The sequence below is a fragment of the Amycolatopsis sp. NPDC004079 genome (assembly GCF_040610415.1).
GTDB classification, from domain to species: Bacteria; Actinomycetota; Actinomycetes; order Mycobacteriales; family Pseudonocardiaceae; genus Amycolatopsis; species Amycolatopsis halotolerans.
In genome coordinates this window covers 18,519-34,044 of the sequence record NZ_JBEXMH010000044.1, presented here as the reverse complement: position 1 = coordinate 34,044, position 15,526 = coordinate 18,519, and the positions used below count along the sequence as shown (strand labels likewise).

Annotated in this window: 17 protein-coding genes and 1 pseudogene; 6 read left to right on the top strand and 12 right to left on the bottom strand. The window is 69.9% G+C overall.

All coding sequences use genetic code 11. The annotated features are described in order from the left end of the window. Nucleotides 1-51: 51 nt before the first annotated feature. Entirely contained in the window at nucleotides 52-951 is a 900-nt protein-coding gene (locus tag ABZX37_RS33960) for an MBL fold metallo-hydrolase (RefSeq protein WP_354746570.1), read from the bottom strand. 141 nt (nucleotides 952-1,092) lie between these two features. Continuing rightward, nucleotides 1,093-2,004 (bottom strand): hypothetical protein, encoded by a 912-nt coding sequence (locus tag ABZX37_RS33955; RefSeq protein ID WP_354746568.1) that lies wholly within the window; start codon nucleotides 2,002-2,004, stop codon nucleotides 1,093-1,095. Nucleotides 2,005-2,253: 249 nt separating this feature from the next. On the opposite strand from ABZX37_RS33955, the gene ABZX37_RS33950 reads away from it, so the two are divergent. Next, nucleotides 2,254-3,864, top strand: coding sequence for an amidohydrolase (locus ABZX37_RS33950; protein ID WP_354746566.1), 1,611 nt, complete (start codon nucleotides 2,254-2,256; stop codon nucleotides 3,862-3,864). Between the two features lie 96 nt (nucleotides 3,865-3,960). Continuing rightward, nucleotides 3,961-4,434: a GNAT family N-acetyltransferase gene (locus tag ABZX37_RS33945; protein ID WP_354746564.1), complete on the top strand. Its 474-nt coding sequence runs from the start codon at nucleotides 3,961-3,963 to the stop codon at nucleotides 4,432-4,434. Here the strand turns inward: ABZX37_RS33945 and ABZX37_RS33940 are convergent. From ABZX37_RS33940 to ABZX37_RS33920, 5 genes are all read right to left on the bottom strand, one after another. After that, nucleotides 4,431-5,060 (bottom strand): response regulator transcription factor, encoded by a 630-nt coding sequence (locus ABZX37_RS33940; protein WP_354746562.1) that lies wholly within the window; start codon nucleotides 5,058-5,060, stop codon nucleotides 4,431-4,433. The two genes, ABZX37_RS33945 and ABZX37_RS33940, sit on opposite strands and share 4 nt — an antisense overlap. Continuing rightward, entirely contained in the window at nucleotides 5,057-6,328 is a 1,272-nt protein-coding gene (locus ABZX37_RS33935; RefSeq protein WP_354746560.1) for a sensor histidine kinase, read from the bottom strand. The genes ABZX37_RS33940 and ABZX37_RS33935 overlap by 4 nt, the downstream gene beginning before the upstream one ends. Before the next feature lie 3 nt (nucleotides 6,329-6,331). Next, nucleotides 6,332-7,066, bottom strand: a complete 735-nt coding sequence (locus ABZX37_RS33930) for an ABC transporter permease (RefSeq protein WP_354746558.1) — start codon at nucleotides 7,064-7,066, stop codon at nucleotides 6,332-6,334. Between the two features lie 10 nt (nucleotides 7,067-7,076). Beyond that, nucleotides 7,077-7,985, bottom strand: coding sequence for an ABC transporter ATP-binding protein (locus tag ABZX37_RS33925; protein ID WP_354746556.1), 909 nt, complete (start codon nucleotides 7,983-7,985; stop codon nucleotides 7,077-7,079). 106 nt (nucleotides 7,986-8,091) lie between these two features. Further along, a complete protein-coding gene (locus ABZX37_RS33920) occupies nucleotides 8,092-9,144 on the bottom strand; it encodes a cation diffusion facilitator family transporter (protein WP_354746554.1) in 1,053 nt (350 codons plus the stop codon). 113 nt (nucleotides 9,145-9,257) lie between these two features. Between ABZX37_RS33920 and ABZX37_RS33915 the strand changes: the two genes are divergently transcribed. Next, entirely contained in the window at nucleotides 9,258-9,638 is a 381-nt protein-coding gene (locus ABZX37_RS33915; RefSeq protein WP_354746552.1) for a metalloregulator ArsR/SmtB family transcription factor, read from the top strand. Nucleotide 9,639: 1 nt separating this feature from the next. On the opposite strand, the gene ABZX37_RS33910 is transcribed toward ABZX37_RS33915, so the two are convergent. Together ABZX37_RS33910 and ABZX37_RS33905 are read right to left on the bottom strand one after the other, a co-directional pair. Next, complete coding sequence (locus tag ABZX37_RS33910) at nucleotides 9,640-10,026, bottom strand: DUF2267 domain-containing protein (protein WP_354746550.1); 387 nt, start codon at nucleotides 10,024-10,026, stop codon at nucleotides 9,640-9,642. 199 nt (nucleotides 10,027-10,225) lie between these two features. Continuing rightward, nucleotides 10,226-11,519, bottom strand: a pseudogene (locus tag ABZX37_RS33905) (IS1634 family transposase). A 173-nt stretch (nucleotides 11,520-11,692) separates the two neighbouring features. On the opposite strand from ABZX37_RS33905, the gene ABZX37_RS33900 reads away from it, so the two are divergent. Next, nucleotides 11,693-12,040, top strand: coding sequence for a VOC family protein (locus ABZX37_RS33900; RefSeq protein WP_354746548.1), 348 nt, complete (start codon nucleotides 11,693-11,695; stop codon nucleotides 12,038-12,040). Between the two features lie 12 nt (nucleotides 12,041-12,052). On the opposite strand, the gene ABZX37_RS33895 is transcribed toward ABZX37_RS33900, so the two are convergent. Further along, on the bottom strand, nucleotides 12,053-12,493 hold the full coding sequence (locus ABZX37_RS33895; RefSeq protein WP_354746546.1) for an alpha/beta hydrolase: 441 nt from the start codon (nucleotides 12,491-12,493) through the stop codon (nucleotides 12,053-12,055). A 113-nt stretch (nucleotides 12,494-12,606) separates the two neighbouring features. On the opposite strand from ABZX37_RS33895, the gene ABZX37_RS33890 reads away from it, so the two are divergent. Both ABZX37_RS33890 and ABZX37_RS33885 read left to right on the top strand, forming a co-directional pair. Next, nucleotides 12,607-12,990 (top strand): hypothetical protein, encoded by a 384-nt coding sequence (locus tag ABZX37_RS33890; RefSeq protein ID WP_354746544.1) that lies wholly within the window; start codon nucleotides 12,607-12,609, stop codon nucleotides 12,988-12,990. A gap of 65 nt (nucleotides 12,991-13,055) precedes the next feature. Then, nucleotides 13,056-13,424 (top strand): hypothetical protein, encoded by a 369-nt coding sequence (locus tag ABZX37_RS33885; protein ID WP_354746542.1) that lies wholly within the window; start codon nucleotides 13,056-13,058, stop codon nucleotides 13,422-13,424. 142 nt (nucleotides 13,425-13,566) lie between these two features. Here ABZX37_RS33885 and ABZX37_RS33880 read toward each other — a convergent pair whose 3' ends face one another. Continuing rightward, nucleotides 13,567-14,778 carry a glycosyltransferase gene (locus ABZX37_RS33880; RefSeq protein ID WP_354746540.1) on the bottom strand — a complete coding sequence of 404 codons (1,212 nt, stop codon included), beginning with the start codon at nucleotides 14,776-14,778 and terminating at the stop codon, nucleotides 13,567-13,569. 172 nt (nucleotides 14,779-14,950) lie between these two features. Further along, a complete protein-coding gene (locus ABZX37_RS33875) occupies nucleotides 14,951-15,511 on the bottom strand; it encodes a hemerythrin domain-containing protein (protein ID WP_354746538.1) in 561 nt (186 codons plus the stop codon). Nucleotides 15,512-15,526 lie beyond the last annotated feature (15 nt).

Here is a 15,526-nt window from a genome sequence, read left to right as displayed (position 1 = left end):
GCGCGAAGCGAAACCGCGCCCGGGGACCCAGTCAAAGAAGCGGCCGCCCGGTCAGTAGTCCCACACCGTCGGCACGAAACGGAACGCGGTGCCCGCGACCGCCACATGGCACACCGACGGGAACGGCAGGTGTGTGGCCACCAGTTGCTCGCCGCTGGCCGCCAGCTCCCGCAAAAGCCGGATCCGGACCCGCGCCGACTCCTCGGGGTCGTGCTCGAAACCGTTGTACCAGTCCGGATTCTCGAACCCGGGCTGGAACACCGCGTCTCCGGCGAAGGTCAGCCGGTCGCCGCCGGACTCCAGCCGGACGATGCTGTGGCCGGGCGTGTGCCCGCCGGTGCGGCAGATCCGCACGCCCGGCGCCACCTCGTGCTCCGTCTCGAACGGACGCAACTGGCCGCGGTACACGTCGAGGAACCGCGTGGCGGTCGTGCGCAGCACCTCCGGGATCGGCTCCGGCATGACAGTCCGGGAGAAATCGGGAGCCTGCCAGAACTCCGCCTCGGCCGCCGCCAGGTGCACCCGCACGTCCTCGCGCAGGCGGCCGCGGAGCCCCTCGACGAGCAGCCCGCCGATGTGGTCCATGTGCAGGTGGGTGAGCACCACGTCGGTCACCGACGCCGGGTCGATGCCCGCCGCGACGAGCCGGGTCGCCAGCTGTCCGGCGCGCGGAAAGCCCGGGAATTCGGTGCCCAGCCCGGAATCGATCAGAACCGTCCGGCCGCCGCTGCGCACCACGGCGACGTTCAGCGGCCAGTCGATCATCTCCGGCGGCAGGAACATCTCACGGAGCCAAGCGGCGAGATCGGCCCGTTCGGCGTTGGTGGCCAGCGTTTCGGCGGTGATCGGCAGCACGCCGTCGCTGATCACCAGCACGTCGATGTCGCCGACTTTGAGCGCGTACCGCGAAGGAACCGCCTCGTCGAGACGGGCGGAAGGGGCCAAGCTCATGAATTCTCCTCAGGAGTAGATCAGCCAGATCGTCGGCTATGACCGGACTGCCGCCCGGTTTGTGACAACTCGCCGAGGATTGGCCGTGAGGGGAACCCTGAGGGACTCTGAGTCCGTGAAGGTGGCCTTCACGGACTTCTGTCAGGCTTGCGGAGCAGCCTTCGACGCCCTCCGCACCACTCGCCGCCGCCCGTCCGCGCGCAGCATCGGCCCGAACCGCAACCGCGCCTCCTCCGCCAACTCGGCTCCGAGGTCCACGTCGAACCCGCTCGCCGACGCAGCGACGCGCAACCGATCACCCCGCACAGCGAGCCCAGTGATCCGATCCCGAGCCACCGCCAGCAACTGCACCCCGTGCGTCAACGGCCGCCGCCCCAGCACATGCCGGACGACCACCAGCTCCTGCCGCGTCAGCACGACGAACGCCGCGGGCCGGGATTGCTGCCACAGCCATCGCCGCGGCAGTTCCGGCTCCGCGCCGAGGTAGCGCGTATGCCGGGTATGTCCGAGTGCCACCAGCGGCGACGCCGGAAGCCGGTCCCAGCCAAGGGAAGGCGGCCCCGCGTGCGCCGGTTCCGCCGCGCCGGGCCGGTGCGCGCGCGACCGCACGTGCGTCAGGAGGTCCGCCACCGCGGGCCACGCCCACGAGCGGTAGCGGAAAACCAGTGTCGTCCGGACACCGGTTAGCACCAGGCAGGAGTGCTTGCCCGCCATCGCGTGCTCGACCGCGATCAGCTCCGGGTACGGGATCGCGCCGACGATGCGCGGATACGGCAGGTCGTCGACCCACAGCGCCACTCCGCGCGCGCCCGCGCCCAGCGCCTGCTCCGGCGTCCACACCACGCCGTCGCCGGAGGGCCGGGTCGCCGACGGGGCCAGCACCACCTCGCCCGGGCCGACCAGGTCCGCGAGGTCCTCGGCCGCCGCGCCCGGCCGGGACCAGCGGGAAGGCGGTTTGGTCTCGAGCCGGTCGGCGAGGTCGCGGCCGACCTGGATCTCCCACGGCTGCGCCGCGGCGGTGAGCGCGGCCCGCGCCGAACCGGTGCCGGACATGCGAGCCTCCTGCCGCCGCGGGAGCCGGGCCTGGTGCCCTGTGCTTCCAGCGTATACACCGCCGAGGGGCCGGTCCTCATTCCGGAGTTCCCCCGGTTGGGACCTAGATCACCCGATTGCCGCAACCCGCTTCGACGATGCGCCGGTGCCCGCGCCGCCCCTAGAATCGGCGGTGCGGCACCGTGGCCACACCGTCCTTTGTGGACACAGCGCCGCGCGGCAGCCTGCTTCGAACCTGGAGGGAACCTCGTGTCCGCACCGGAATCCGTGCAGATCGTCACCGCCCGGCGCATCGTGACCATGGCCGGCGCCGAGCCCCCGGCCTTCGCGATGCGCGGCGAACGGGTCGTCGCGCACGGCAGCGTCGCCGACCTGCGCGGCGAGTTCCCCTCGGCTCAGCTGCACGATTTCGGCGACGCCACCGTCATCCCCGGCTTCAACGACGCCCACCAGCACCCGACCGTCGTCGCCGCGCAATCCCTGCAGGTCGACCTCTCGCCGTCGCGGATCCGCTCGACCGCGGACCTCACCGCCGCCCTGCGCGAACGAGCCGCCGCGACGCCGCCCGGCGAATGGGTCATCGGCTGCGGCTACGACTCCTTCCGCAGCAACGGCGGCCGCGAACTCACCCGCGCCGAACTCGACGAAGCCTGCCCGGACCACCCCGTACTGGTCGTGCACGTGACGCTGCACGCCGGCGTCATCAACTCCCCCGGCCTCGCCCTCTCGGGTCTCACCGACGCCAGCGAACCCCCGCCCGGCGGCCACCTCGGCCGCGACGCTGCCGGCCGCCTCGACGGCGTCATCCACGACCAGGCCCTCTACGACCTGGCGTTCCCGGCCTTCACCCCGCGCCCGACGATCGTGAAGGACCCGTCCACCGAGGTCCTGGCCGCCGCCTTCACCCGGCACGCCGCTGACCTGCACGCCGCGGGCATCACGTCGGTCGGCGATGCCCTGGTCGGCCGCACCGAATGGGAGATGCTCCGCCACCTGGCCGACCAGAACCAGCTGACCCTGCGCGTGAACGCCCTCGCCGCCTACGACCACTTCGACTACTTCCGCGCTCTCCCCTCCGCCCCGCTCACTACGGAAACCCGGCTGCGCCTGGGCGGCGTCAAGACCTTCGCCGACGGTGCCGTCAACGGCGGAACCTGCCTGGTCGAACAGCCCATCGAAGGCACCGACAGCTACGGCCTGGAGCGCGTCTCCGCCGCCCAGCTGGCCGACACCGTGCGGCACGTGCACGACGCCGGATGGCGAGTCTGCGTGCACGCCAACGGCGACCGCGCGATCCGCCGCGTCCTGGACGCCGTCGACCAGGCGCAAGCCGCCAATCCCCGGCAGGACCCGCGACACCGCATCGAACACTGTTCGATCATCGACGACGAGATCCTGAAGCGCATGCGCGACCAGGGCATGGTCGCGGTGCCGTTCGCGAACTACGCCGCCGCGCACGGGGACAAGCTGACCCAGTACTACGGGGCGGAGCGCGTCGAGCGGATGTTCGCCCACCGGTCGATGCTCGACGCCGGAGTCGCCGTGGCGGGCTCGTCCGACCATCCGTGCGGGCCGTTCCCGCCGTTGTACGCGCTGCGCAGCTGCGTGACGCGCCGCGCTCCGGACGGGGAGTTGTTCGGGCCTTCGCAGCGGATCAGCGTCGAGGCCGCGCTTGGGGTGTACACGACGGGGTCGGCTTACGCTTCTGGCGAGGAGACGACGAAGGGCCAGCTCGCGCCGGGTTTCCTGGCCGATTTCGCCGTGCTGGCGGAGGACCCGTTCGAGGCGGATCCGGAGGCGTTGGATCGGGTGCAGGTGCGGGAGACTTGGGTTGGCGGGGAACGGGTCTGGTCGGCCTAGCCGTTGGCGGGCGTGCGACATCCTCCGCCAGCAGGCCGATTTATCGCGCGGAATTCGATATTTTCAAGATAAATCGCGACGGCTACCGTTCTCGGAATGAACGCTGTCGTCGTCCGTGCCACGCCTGAATCCGTTCCGCAGCTCGTCGCCTCGGCCACGTCCCTGTTCGCCGAGGACGGCGGGCAGCGCGATCCATGGATGGACCTCACCTGGCCACACCGCGAAGGCCCTGCCTACTACGCGGACTTAGTGCGCCAGAGCGATTCCCTGTGCCTGCTGGCGCTCTCCCCCGCAGGCACAGCGATCGGCCACCTGATCGGCCGCATCCGCCGCGCCGACCCACTCCGACCCGGGGCGGTGGCCGGGGTGCTGGAGAGCATGCGCGTCGACCCCGCGCACCGTGCAACCGGCGTCGGAACGGCGTTGGCGGACGAGTTCTTCGCGTGGGCCAGAGAATCCGGCGCGAATCAGATCAGCGTCACGGCCTATTCGGCCAACGAATCCGCGCTCAGTTTCTACCGCGGTCGCGGCTTCACCCCGTTCGAACTCACCCTCCACGCCCCGCTCTAGCCCTCTAGCGTCAAATACCCCTGCGCGAACCCCGCAGCCACCGCCGCCGCGCGGTCGTTGACGCCGAGTTTCGCGTAGACGTGCAGCAAATGCGTCTTCACCGTCGCCTGGCTGATGAACAACTGCTCCGCCGCCCGGCGGTTCGTCGCGCCCTTCGCGATCAGTTGCAGGACCTCGACCTCACGCTCCGACAACGGGTCCGCCGCCGGTTGCCGCAGCTGTCCCATCAACCGCGTCGCGACCGTCGGCGACAGCACCGCCTGCCCTTTCGCCGCGGCCTCGACCGCGCGGAAAAGCTCCTCCCGGGGAGCTTCCTTCAGCAGATACCCGGTGGCCCCGGCTTCGATGGCGGGGAGGACGTCGCTGTCGGTGTCGTACGTCGTCAGCACCAGGATTCGCGCGGGGACACCGCGTTTCGCCAGTTCCTTGATCGCGGTCACGCCGTCCTTCCCCGGCATCCGCAGGTCCATCAGGATGACGTCCGGGCGAAGTTCCTCGCCAGCGGTGATCGCGTCCGCCCCGTCGGCGGCCTCGCCGACCACCTCGAAGCGCGGGTCCGCGCCGAACATGCCGCGCAGGCCGTCGCGCACCACCGGATGGTCATCGACGATCAGCAACGAAATCACCGCTCACCACCAGCCGGAATCGCCGGAACAGTCACCGAAATCGCCGTACCGCGGCCCGGCTCCGATTCGACGTCCAGCCGCCCCGCCAAGCGCTGCACCCGCTGCCGCATCCCGGCCAGGCCGAAGCCGCCGTTCGTGGAACCGTTGGCGCGCTTGGCATTCGGCTCGAAGCCCACGCCGTCGTCGCGGACGTCGAGGGTCACCAGGTCCGGCATGTACGACAGGGTCAGGCCGACCCGGCTCGCCCGGGCGTGTTTGGCGACGTTCGACAGCGCCTCCTGCGCGGTCCGCAGCAACGCCACCTCGACGTCGGTGTGCATCGGCCGGGCGTCCCCAGTGGTGGTGAGCACGGCGTCGACGTCGTTGGCCGCCGACCAGTTCCCGGCCACCTCGCCGATCGCCTCCGGGAGCCGGGCTTCGGCGAGCACCGACGGCCCCACGGACTGGACCGTCCGGCGCGCCTCGACCAGGCTTTCCCGCGCCAGGTTCGTCGCGTTCGCCAGGTGCCGACCCAGCACAGCGGGCTCTGCCGCAGTCTGTTCCGCGGCCTGGAGCTGGGTCAGGATTCCGGCCAGTCCCTGGGCCAGGGTGTCGTGGATTTCGCGCGCCATCCGCTGCCGTTCGTCCAGGACCCCGGCCTCGCGCGCCTGGACCAGCAATCGCGCGTGCAGCCCGGCGTTCTCGGCCAGCGCGGCCTCCAGTTTGAGATTCACCTCGTGCACTTCCGCCAGCGCCTGCTTCTGCAATTCATTCCGCCGGTAAGCCATTTCCACGAAATAGAACACCGCTCCCGCGAGCGCGACCGAAAGCACGCTGACACCCAGCCACACCCACCACAGATTCTCGGCGCTGATCTTGGAGATTCCGCCGAGGAACGCCATCGCCGAGATCACCGCGGTGGCCGCGGCGCCAGCGTAACGCCAGCGGCCCGTCAGGTACTCGAAAGCCTGCGGATAGCCGACGAAGGCGAACAGGCAGTACCACGGCGCAAGGGCCGCCAGACCCGCTGCGATCGCCAGCAGACCGGTGTAATACCCCGCCATCAGCGAACGATTACGGTGCCATTCCGGATGAAGCGAGTGAAACCACAGCAGCCACAGCACGGCCGCGGCGGAGAGCCCGAGAACGACCGGGAGCCGCGCCGGCAACTCCAGCAAAGTAATGGTGACGCTGACCGCGAGAAGAACATAAGGCAGTGCGGTGAAGGTCGCCGACTGTGCTCGTTCCCAGCGGTCGAACTCTTCGCGCAGGTCGCCCTCGATGCCCACCAGTTACTCCCAGCGGAAATATCGTGCGGCCAAACCCCCGGCCACGACGAGCCACCCTAGCATGACACCGAGGTGCAGCAGTTGCGGCCAATTCCCGGAAGCCGTGTCCTGCAACGCTTGTACGCCCGCGCCGAGCGGCGTCAGGTCGCTGATCGTCAGCAGAACCTGGTTCATGCTCGCGCGCGGCACCCAAAGCCCGGCGAAGAACACGAGCGGGAAGAACACCAGCGAACCGACCGCGCTGGCGCTCTTGGCCGACGGTGCGAGCGCCGCGACCAGCAGGCCGATCGCGAACAACGCCAATGCCAGCAACGCAAAGCTGAGCGCGTACGCAGGCAGTTGCCGAGGCAGGTCGACGTCGAAGGCAAGCCGTCCGAGCACGAGGATGACCAGCGTCGAGGCCGCCGACAGCACCACGGCCATCAGCAGCTGCGCGCCGAGCATGACCGTCGGTTTCACCGGCGTGAGCCGCATCCGTCGCAGCACGCCCTTCTCGCGGTACGAAGCGAACAGCTGCGACAGCCCGCTGAGCGAGAACAGCGAAACCCCCATCGCGACGACGATCGGCAGGTACCGGCTGATCAGCCGAACCCCGTCCGGGCCGGGTTCGCGCAGAGCCGGGATCAGGCCGAGGACGCCGAACAGGATCGGCGAGAACGCGAGCGCGAAGAACACGACTATCGGCTCGCGGAAGAACAGTTTCGTTTCGGTGGCGGCAAGCCGGGACAAAGCAGGCACCAGGACCTCCTCAGGATTCGATGGAACGGCCGGTCAACGCGACAAACGCGTCCTCCAGCGTGGTCTGATCCACCCGCAGGCCCGCGACAACGATCCGACGACGGGCGAGCGCCGCTGTCACCGCCAGCAGCAGGTCTCCGGTTCCGGTGACGACGACCTGGCTGCCCGCCCGTTCGACGGCGGCGACCTCCGGCAGTCCGGTCAGCACCGAGTCGGCCAGCGGGGCGGACGTGCGGAACCGGATCCGCTGCTGATCGTCGACGCGCGAGACCAGACCGGCGGGGCTGTCCACCGCGACGACCCGGCCGGCGTCGATGACCGCCAGCCGGTCGCACAGCCGCTCGGCTTCCTCCATGAAGTGCGTGACCAGCAGGATCGTCACGCCGCGCGCGCGGATGCGTTCGACCAGGCCCCAGACGTCGCGGCGGGCTTGCGGGTCGAGTCCCGTGGTGAGTTCGTCGAGCACCGCGACCTTCGGGTTGCCGAGCAGTGCGAGCGCGATCGAAAGCCGCTGTTTCTGGCCGCCGGACAGGCGGCGGAACTGGGTGCCGAGGTTGCCGTCGAGGGTGAGGATTTCCGCCAGTTCGCGCCAATCGGCCGGGTCGCGGTAGAACGAGCTGTACAGCTGGAGCGCCTCGCCGACCTTCAGTTTGTCCGGCAGTTCGCTTTCCTGGAGCTGCCCGCCGAGCACCTGGCGCAGTTCGCCGCCGTCACGCCGCGGGTCGAGGCCGCAGACCTGGATCGCCCCGCCGTCCGGCCTGCGCAGGCCTTCGACGCACTCGACCGTAGTGGTCTTGCCTGCTCCGTTCGGGCCGAGAATGCCGAAAATCTCGCCCGGTTCGACGGCGAAGCTCACCCCGTCGACCACGGCCTGCCCGCCGTACCGCTTGACGAGGTTGTCCACCTCGATGATTGCCATGCTTTAAACCGTGCCGGGCAGCACGGGTGCGGCGAATCGACTGCGTGGCCAGACTTTCCGTTCAGCCGGGGCGGAGCGGTGCATCAACCGATCGGTCGATGCGCGGTCAGCCGAGGTGAACGGCCTCCGCGCCGACAGCCGGTTCGACGTGCACTGCCGCCGCGGTCAGCCGGGGCACCGCGGCGATCAGCTGGTGTTCCAGGCTGTGCGCCAGTTCGTGCGCTTGCTCGACGGTGAGCGTGTTGGCGACTTGCACCGCGAGTTCGGCGCGCAGGCTGTGGCCGATCCAGCGCATCCGGACCTCGCGGACGCCTTCCACTCCGGGCACCGCCGCGGCTGCCTGCTCGGCCAGTTCGACGGTCGCCGGGTCGACGGCGTCCATCAGCCGCCGGAAGACTTCCTTGGCCGCGTCACGCAAAACGAACAGGATCGCGACGGTGATCAGCAACCCGATCACCGGGTCGGCCGCCGGGAAACCCAGGGCGACGCCGATCGCGCCCAGCACGACCGCCAGCGAGGTGAAGCCGTCGGTGCGGGCGTGCAGGCCGTCGGCGACCAGGGCGGCGGAGCCGATTTCGCGGCCGACGGTGATCCGGTACCGGGCGACGAGCTCGTTTCCGGCGAATCCGACCACGCCGGCTGCGGCGAGCACCCAGAGCTGCTGGACCGGGTGCGGGTGCAGCAGACGGTCGATCGCTTCGTAGGCGGCCAGCGCGGCTGATCCGGCGATGATCAGCACCACGACGACTCCGGCCAGGTCCTCCGCGCGGCCGAGGCCGTAGGTGTAGCGGCGGGTCGCGGCGCGGCGGCCGAGGGCAAAGGCGATGCCCAGGGGCAGGGCGGTCAGGGCGTCGGCGAAGTTGTGGATGGTGTCGCCCAGGAGGGCTACCGAGCCGGTGACAGCCACCAGGGCCAGCTGGACGACCGCAGTGCCGAACAGGGCCACGAACGACCAGATCAGCGCCCGGATGCCGCGTCGGCTGGTTTCGAGGGCGGTGTCGAGGCGGTCCGCGCTGTCGTGGCTGTGCGGGGTGAAGAAGTGCTTGAGGCGGGATCGCCAGGTCTCATGCCCATGCCCGTGACCAGCAGCGTGACCGTGCGCATGCCCGTGGCCGTGGCCGTGCTCCGGCTGCGGACGGTCGCGGCGCGGCTCTGCCATCAGGTACTCCCGGAATCCTCGAGGCCTCCGCGACCGCAGGACGAGGGCCGCTCGACTACCAGCATACCTGCGCAGATGCGCAGGTAGTCGAGAAGGGACGGTAGCATCAGGTCATGCACTCCTCCCTGCCGGACTTCGACATGCCCTCCGACGAGCAGGTCCACCTGGCCGCGGAAAGCTTCCGCCTGCTGTCGGACCCGACGCGGATCAAGGTGCTCTGGGCGCTCCTGCAGGGAGAATCGTCGGTGGCCTGCCTCGCCGAACTGGCCGGGGCCGCGCCGACCGCGGTCAGCCAGCATCTCGCCAAGCTCCGGCTCGCGGGCCTGGTCAAGGGCCGCCGCGAGGGGACGTTCGTGTACTACTCCGCCGCGGACGAGCACGTCCGCGGGCTGCTGGCCCAGGCGCTGCACCACGCCGACCACGTGGACCGCGACATCCCGAGCGAACCGGGCGGCCACGCCCAGCCGCACCGACCCCGGATGCGGAACGCCTGAGTCACGCGACCCGAAGCCGCTCCGCCTCCACCAGCTGCCGCAACGGTTCCGGCAGCACGTCCCACACCTCGTCCGCGACGTGCACCGTCTCCCGGCCCAGCACGTCCAGCACGACGGCGGCCCGGTGCACGGCCTCCGGATCCGTCAGATTCGCCCGCTTAGCTACGCAGCCCACGAATTCCGTCAGCTCAAAGCCTTCTTCGACCGGACCGCCGCCCGGGCGCAAGTCTTCAGCCAGTTCCGGCGGCAGTTGCGCGGCCAGACTCGCCGCCGCTCCCGGGGAAATCCGCTCGGACAGCGTCCGCAGCACCGCGTGGGCGACGAGTTCGGCGGCACGGGATTCCGCGAGGCAGGCGCGCCTGCGGATCAGTTCGACGATCTCGTTCATTGTCACCGGATACCCGCGGCGACCGCCCGCAACCGTCCGGTTAGCCGTGCCACCACCGGGTATCAGCGAAGCATGGACCATTCAGCGACGTCTCCCGCACCGGCCGAGCAGGCGCAGACCGCGCCGCGCCGGCTCCGTCGCGAAGCCGGTGCCGGGGGCTGCGAATCCCCCGCGGAGCTGTACCCTGACTCGGCTCAAATTAGTGCGCACCGCGGTCGTGGATGCGGGTGAGGGCATCGCGGAGGTCGTCGGGTAGCGGGTCGACGGCGGTGAGGGTGTGCTCGCCGGCCTGGATGTTGATGGTGCGGCAGCGGCGGGTGGTGCGCACGAACTTCTTGACCGACCAGCCGGTGGTCTGCTCGATCCACCTGCTGACGGTCAGGGCGGCGAACACGACCGTCAGGTGCGCGTCGATCGACTCGCGCTTGTGGTGGTAGATCGGCCGCGCACGTAGGTCGTGTTTAGACATTCGGAACGACTTCTCGATGTGGAACAGTCGGTGGTAGGCGCCGGTGAGCTGGATGAACCGGTTGCGTTTGACCGCGGTCTTGCCAGCGACGGCCTGCTCGGCCTTGGCGACCTGTTCGTCGATGCCGTGCAGGGTGCGCCGAGCCCGGTCCGTCCGGTACTGGCAGTAGATGATCTGGTCGCGGCGCTGGTCCTTGGGGCCGGCAGGCCAGGGCCGGGTGAAGATGTGCCCGTCGGGGATCTGCTCATCCGGGTGCTCGTGGCGCCACGACTGGACCACGTACGGCACGTCGGGTGTCCGCGCGCCGAGGATGAACGACAACCCCGCGGCCTCGATGGCCTGCTGGTTGGCCGCAGAGATCGTGCCAGCGTCGGCCACGACCGTGACATCAGCCAACTGGTGGGCATCCATGAACGCACGGATGTGGTCGGCAGCATCGTAGTGGTCTCGCCCCGGTTGCCCTCGAACGCGTTAACCATCAACGGAAACCCGCCTGCGTCGGTGAGCAGCCCGATCGTGATCTGCGGCTCCAGGCAGCGTTCTTTGGAGAACCCGGGCTCACGGAACCCGTCCCCGGCATCGGTCTCGAAGTACAAGGTGGACACATCGCAGAGAACCAGTGACTCCGGCCCCAGATCAGCGGTGCGGGCGCACGCCGCGGCCCAACTTCTGCCGCCAGGACTCTTTCGCGAACGCGGGCAGACGCCGCTTGAGGGTCGCGTACGCCGGCGGGTCGAAACCTGCCTCCTCGACACCACCCGCAGACTGTCCAGCTTGCTGGTCGGCTCGACGATCCGTGCCAGCACCAGCAATCGGAACACCTCGTCACCACCAGCGGCCCACCACCAGCACCACTGCCGGCCTGCAACGCCGCGAAGTCCGGGCCAAAGTCGAGCTCGGGCTGCCCCACAGCCAGACGCTGCCTCGCCACCGCCTTGAGCGCCTCCAACGCCGCATCGTCATGCGCCGAGCCGATGTGCTCGATGTCCCGCGACCCGCGACGCGAGGAGTGCACGATCTGCACCGCCCTGGCCCCCGACGCCGTCTTCACCGTGCGCACATACGCCACGAGAGACAGCCTGGAACCGGCCGCTCAGTGCACGGATTTTCGCCGTTCACACGACGAAACCGCAGCTCAACAGCCAGCACCCGACCCAAGATCAGCGATCTTGAGCCAAAGTCAGGTAAGGTGACGAAATGGTCATGCGGGTGGCGGTTCCCGTGCTGCCGTGCCGAGATGTGCAGGCAGCGCGGTCGTACTTCACGGACGCGCTCGGATTCGACACCATATTCACCTGGGAGACCCCACCTAGCTACGCGGCCGTGATCCGCGACTCCGCCGAGTTCCACCTGTACGCCGAAAGCAGCGTCGGCCCGGCCAGGGTGACGGTTATCGTCGACGACGTCGATTCCTGCCACGACGAGCTGCGCGCCCGCGGCGCCGACATCGTCGAGCCACTGGCTGACCGGCCCTACGGGATGCGCGACTTCAACGTACGGACACCCGATGGGCACTTGCTGATCTTCAGCCAGCCGCTTACCTAGTACGGGTGACCATCAGCGGACCAGCCGGAAGAATGACCGGACCTCGTCGACGAACAACGCCGGCTGCTCGAACGCCGCGAAGCGGCCGCCCTTGCCGGGCTCGTTCCAGTACCGGATGTTCGGGAACCGGCGCTCCGCCCACCGCCGAGACGGGCTCTTCAGCTCCTTGGGGAAGACCGAACAGCCGGTGGGTACGGTCACCGGCGCGCCGGCCGACCCGGAGATCCATTCGTTGACCTGCCGGAGGCTTTCCCACGCCTCCCGCAGTGTCGCGAGCGCCGCCCACTCGGCACCGATGAGGTCGTCCACCGTGGCCGGATCGGGCGGTGCGAGCGGCGGCATGAGATGGATGCCGGCGACCCGATCGGGTTGCCGTTGACCGATGCTCGTGGCGATGCTGGTGCCCCAGTCGCTGCCCCGGGCACCGAACCTCCGGTAGCCGAGCCGGGCCATCAGCTCGCACCACGCGTCGGATATCCGCTCGATCCCCCCACCCCGGCGCGGCCGGCTTGTCGCTGAAGCCGTAACCGGGAAGCGATGGGCAGACCCCTGGAACCGGCCGCTCAGTGCGCAGATTTTCGCCGTTCACACGACGAAACCGCAGCTCAACAGCCAGCACCCTACCCAAGATCAGCGATCTTGAGCCAAGTCAGGTCCGTCGCGAAGCCGGTGCTGGGGGCTGCGAATCCCCCGCGGAGCTGTACCGGACGCTCGGCTCGCTGAGCCTCCTCGCCGACGATCTCTCCGAATTGCTCCCCGACTTGTGCGGCCAGCTCGAAGACGCGTTGCTCGCCGGGCGCGTGCGGCATCGCGCGGCCGACGCCCAGGAAGCCTGCGACGCCGTCGCCTCGGCGGCGCACAGCATCTCGGTCGCCCGCTTCACCGCGTTCCTGGTCGGGCAGGAAGTCCAGAAAGCGCAGACCGCGATCCGCGATCTCGCCGCCGCCTGACGCCGTTTTATCCCGTTCCACACGGGTACTCGGCGAGGAAAGCGTTGTACGGAGAAGGGAGCACGATGGCCGACCGCGATCCGGCTGAGCCCGAAACGCTCGACCCGTCCGAGGCACTCGACGAGGACGAACTGCGGGTCGACCCGCTGGAGGACGGCGTCGAACCCGCCGAACGCTGGAGCCCGGCGACCCGGGAGGCCACGACGCCCGCCGAGGCGCGCGAAGGCGCACCGCTCGGCCGCAGGCTCGCCGAGGAACGGCCGGACGTCCAGCCCGCGCAAAACCCGCCCGACGACGAGACTCTCGCCCGGGCGGAAGCGGCCCAGGCGGTGGCCCCGGACGAAGATCTCCCGCAGCGAAGGGCGGATCCGGACCCCGGCGAACAGGCGGACGAAGCAGGCGGTTCCGTCGCGAAATCGCTGCGCGAGGAGTAACCCGCTCCGAGCGGTGGCGGAATCCCCATGCCGGACGGTCACGACCCGACGCGCGTCGCGATGCTGAACATCGTCCGCACGGCACCGAATTTCGGCCGCGCGCAAGCCTTCCGGTGCCGTCGCGTACGCGACGCCTGGACCTTCACCGCGCCGCAGCCCACCCGGACTCTCCCACCGGCACGGCCTTCTCGTACGCCCGCACGGTCTCCGCCGCGATCCGGTCCCACGAATACCGCGCCCGAACCCGCTCCAGGCCCGCCGTCCCCAGGGCCTCCAACTCGGCGGGTTCGTCCAGCAAAGCCCGCAGCCGAGCCGAAAGCCGGGCCGGATCGCGCGGCGGCACCAGGCGTCCGGTGATGCCGTCCACCACCGTGTCGGCCAAACCGCCCACCGCGGCGGCCACCACCGGCACCCCGCACGCCATCGCCTCCAGCGGGACGATCCCGAACGACTCGTACCAAGGCGTGCACAGCACCGCGTCCGCCGAACGCAGCAACGCCGGCATCTCGGCGCGGCTCACCTGACCTGCCAGCTGTACCCGGTCAGCGACCCCGAGCCGCTCCGCGAGCCGCCGCAGCCGCTGCGCCTCCGGATGCCGCGAGAGCGCCGCGGAAGGCGGTCCGCCCGCGATCACCAGTTCGGTGTCCGGCACCCGCGGCAAGGCGGCGACAGCCAGGTCGAATCCCTTGCGCGGCACCAATCTCCCCACCGACACCAGCCGCTTCGGCGCGGTCCGCGAAGCCACCGGGCCGCCGGTGCCGAACCGGTCGGGGTCGACCCCGCACGGCACCACCGAGATCCGCTGTCGCGGCACCCCCTGACGAGCCAGTTCGAACACCTCGTCCGAGCAACCCGCCACGATCCGGCCGGCCTGCTTGCCGACCATCCGCTCCAGCCGCATCCGGTCCGGCGGGCTCGTGTCGGCGTCGCCCAGATTCCGCCGCTTCACCACGCCCAGCGTGTGAAACGTCTGCACTGTCGGCACTCCGGCCTCGCGCGCGGCGAGGACGGTCGCGACCCCGGACGTCCAGAAGTGCGCGTGCGCCACGTCCGGCGGTTCCTCCGTCCACCGGTCGCGCAGCCAGCTGCCGAATTCCCCCAGATACGGCACGAATTCGTCCTTCGGCAGCCGGCGCGCCGGGCCCGCCGGGACATGCACGACGCGGTAACCGGCCGGAACGTCCACCGAGGCGGGCGCTTCCGGGTCGTCGCGTCGCGTGTAGACAGTCACGCCGTGCCCGCTGCGGACCAGCGCCGCGGAAAGGCCTGCCACGTGGACGTTCTGGCCGCCCGCGTCGTCCTCCCCCGGCGCGGCGAGCGGACTGGCGTGCCCGGCCACCATCGCGATCCTCATCGGGTGCCCTCCGCGACGGCGTCGGGCCACGATCCGGGTACGTGCCACAGCAAGATCCGCATGGGCCTGGTTAGCCGCGCGGACGCGACGTTAAACCAGGCCCGCTATCGGGTACCCGCAACGGTTTCCGGCGAGCAAGAATCATGCGCCTTCTTGGCCGCTGTCGGTCCAGTCAGCTCCTCCGCCCGGTCAGCGCGTCGCGGATCTTGTCGACGAACGCCGCGCCCCGCGCGAGGATCAGATTGGCGGGCGGTTTGCTCGGCGCGTGGGGATGCGGCCTGGTCGGCGCGACATTCTTCGCCGCCAGCACCCGCTCGCCCAGCCGGTCGAGTTCCTCGGCCGAACACGCCTCGCGCAGTCGCGGCAGGAGGTCGGTCTCCTCGTCCTTGATGTGGTGGCGGACGTCCGCGATGAGCTTGCCCAGCAGCTCCTCGAACTCCGGCTCGCCGGGGTGCTTGCCCTCCAGCTGTTTCATGACCTTCTCGGCCTCGCCGTGCTCCTCGATCTCGTGGTCGGCGATCTCGTCGCCGTCGTCGAGGTACTTGCGCGCGGCCGGGTACATGAGCTGTTCTTCCGCGACGGAATGCCGGACGAGCTCGGCGATCACGTGGTCGACCACGTCTTTCCGGTTGCCCGCCTCGGGTTCGGCCTCGAGTTCGGCGAACACCCGCTCAACGTCGCGGTGGTCGTCGGTGATCACGGTGATGAGGTCGGTTCGGGTGGGTGCGGCCATGCTGCCTCCTCGGGT

What these genes read in the sequence shown, in the direction of transcription:
- ABZX37_RS33960 (WP_354746570.1), bottom strand. Translation starts at nt 951, where the DNA reads ATGAGCTTGGCCCCTTCCGCCCGTCTCGACGAGGCGGTTCCTTCGCGG.
- ABZX37_RS33955 (WP_354746568.1), bottom strand. Translation starts at nt 2,004, where the DNA reads ATGTCCGGCACCGGTTCGGCGCGGGCCGCGCTCACCGCCGCGGCGCAG.
- ABZX37_RS33945 (WP_354746564.1), top strand. Translation starts at nt 3,961, where the DNA reads ATGAACGCTGTCGTCGTCCGTGCCACGCCTGAATCCGTTCCGCAGCTC.
- ABZX37_RS33925 (WP_354746556.1), bottom strand. Translation starts at nt 7,985, where the DNA reads ATGGCAATCATCGAGGTGGACAACCTCGTCAAGCGGTACGGCGGGCAG.
- ABZX37_RS33920 (WP_354746554.1), bottom strand. Translation starts at nt 9,144, where the DNA reads ATGGCAGAGCCGCGCCGCGACCGTCCGCAGCCGGAGCACGGCCACGGC.
- ABZX37_RS33915 (WP_354746552.1), top strand. Translation starts at nt 9,258, where the DNA reads ATGCACTCCTCCCTGCCGGACTTCGACATGCCCTCCGACGAGCAGGTC.
- ABZX37_RS33910 (WP_354746550.1), bottom strand. Translation starts at nt 10,026, where the DNA reads ATGAACGAGATCGTCGAACTGATCCGCAGGCGCGCCTGCCTCGCGGAA.
- ABZX37_RS33900 (WP_354746548.1), top strand. Translation starts at nt 11,693, where the DNA reads ATGGTCATGCGGGTGGCGGTTCCCGTGCTGCCGTGCCGAGATGTGCAG.
- ABZX37_RS33895 (WP_354746546.1), bottom strand. Translation starts at nt 12,493, where the DNA reads ATGGCCCGGCTCGGCTACCGGAGGTTCGGTGCCCGGGGCAGCGACTGG.
- ABZX37_RS33885 (WP_354746542.1), top strand. Translation starts at nt 13,056, where the DNA reads ATGGCCGACCGCGATCCGGCTGAGCCCGAAACGCTCGACCCGTCCGAG.
- ABZX37_RS33880 (WP_354746540.1), bottom strand. Translation starts at nt 14,778, where the DNA reads ATGAGGATCGCGATGGTGGCCGGGCACGCCAGTCCGCTCGCCGCGCCG.
- ABZX37_RS33875 (WP_354746538.1), bottom strand. Translation starts at nt 15,511, where the DNA reads ATGGCCGCACCCACCCGAACCGACCTCATCACCGTGATCACCGACGAC.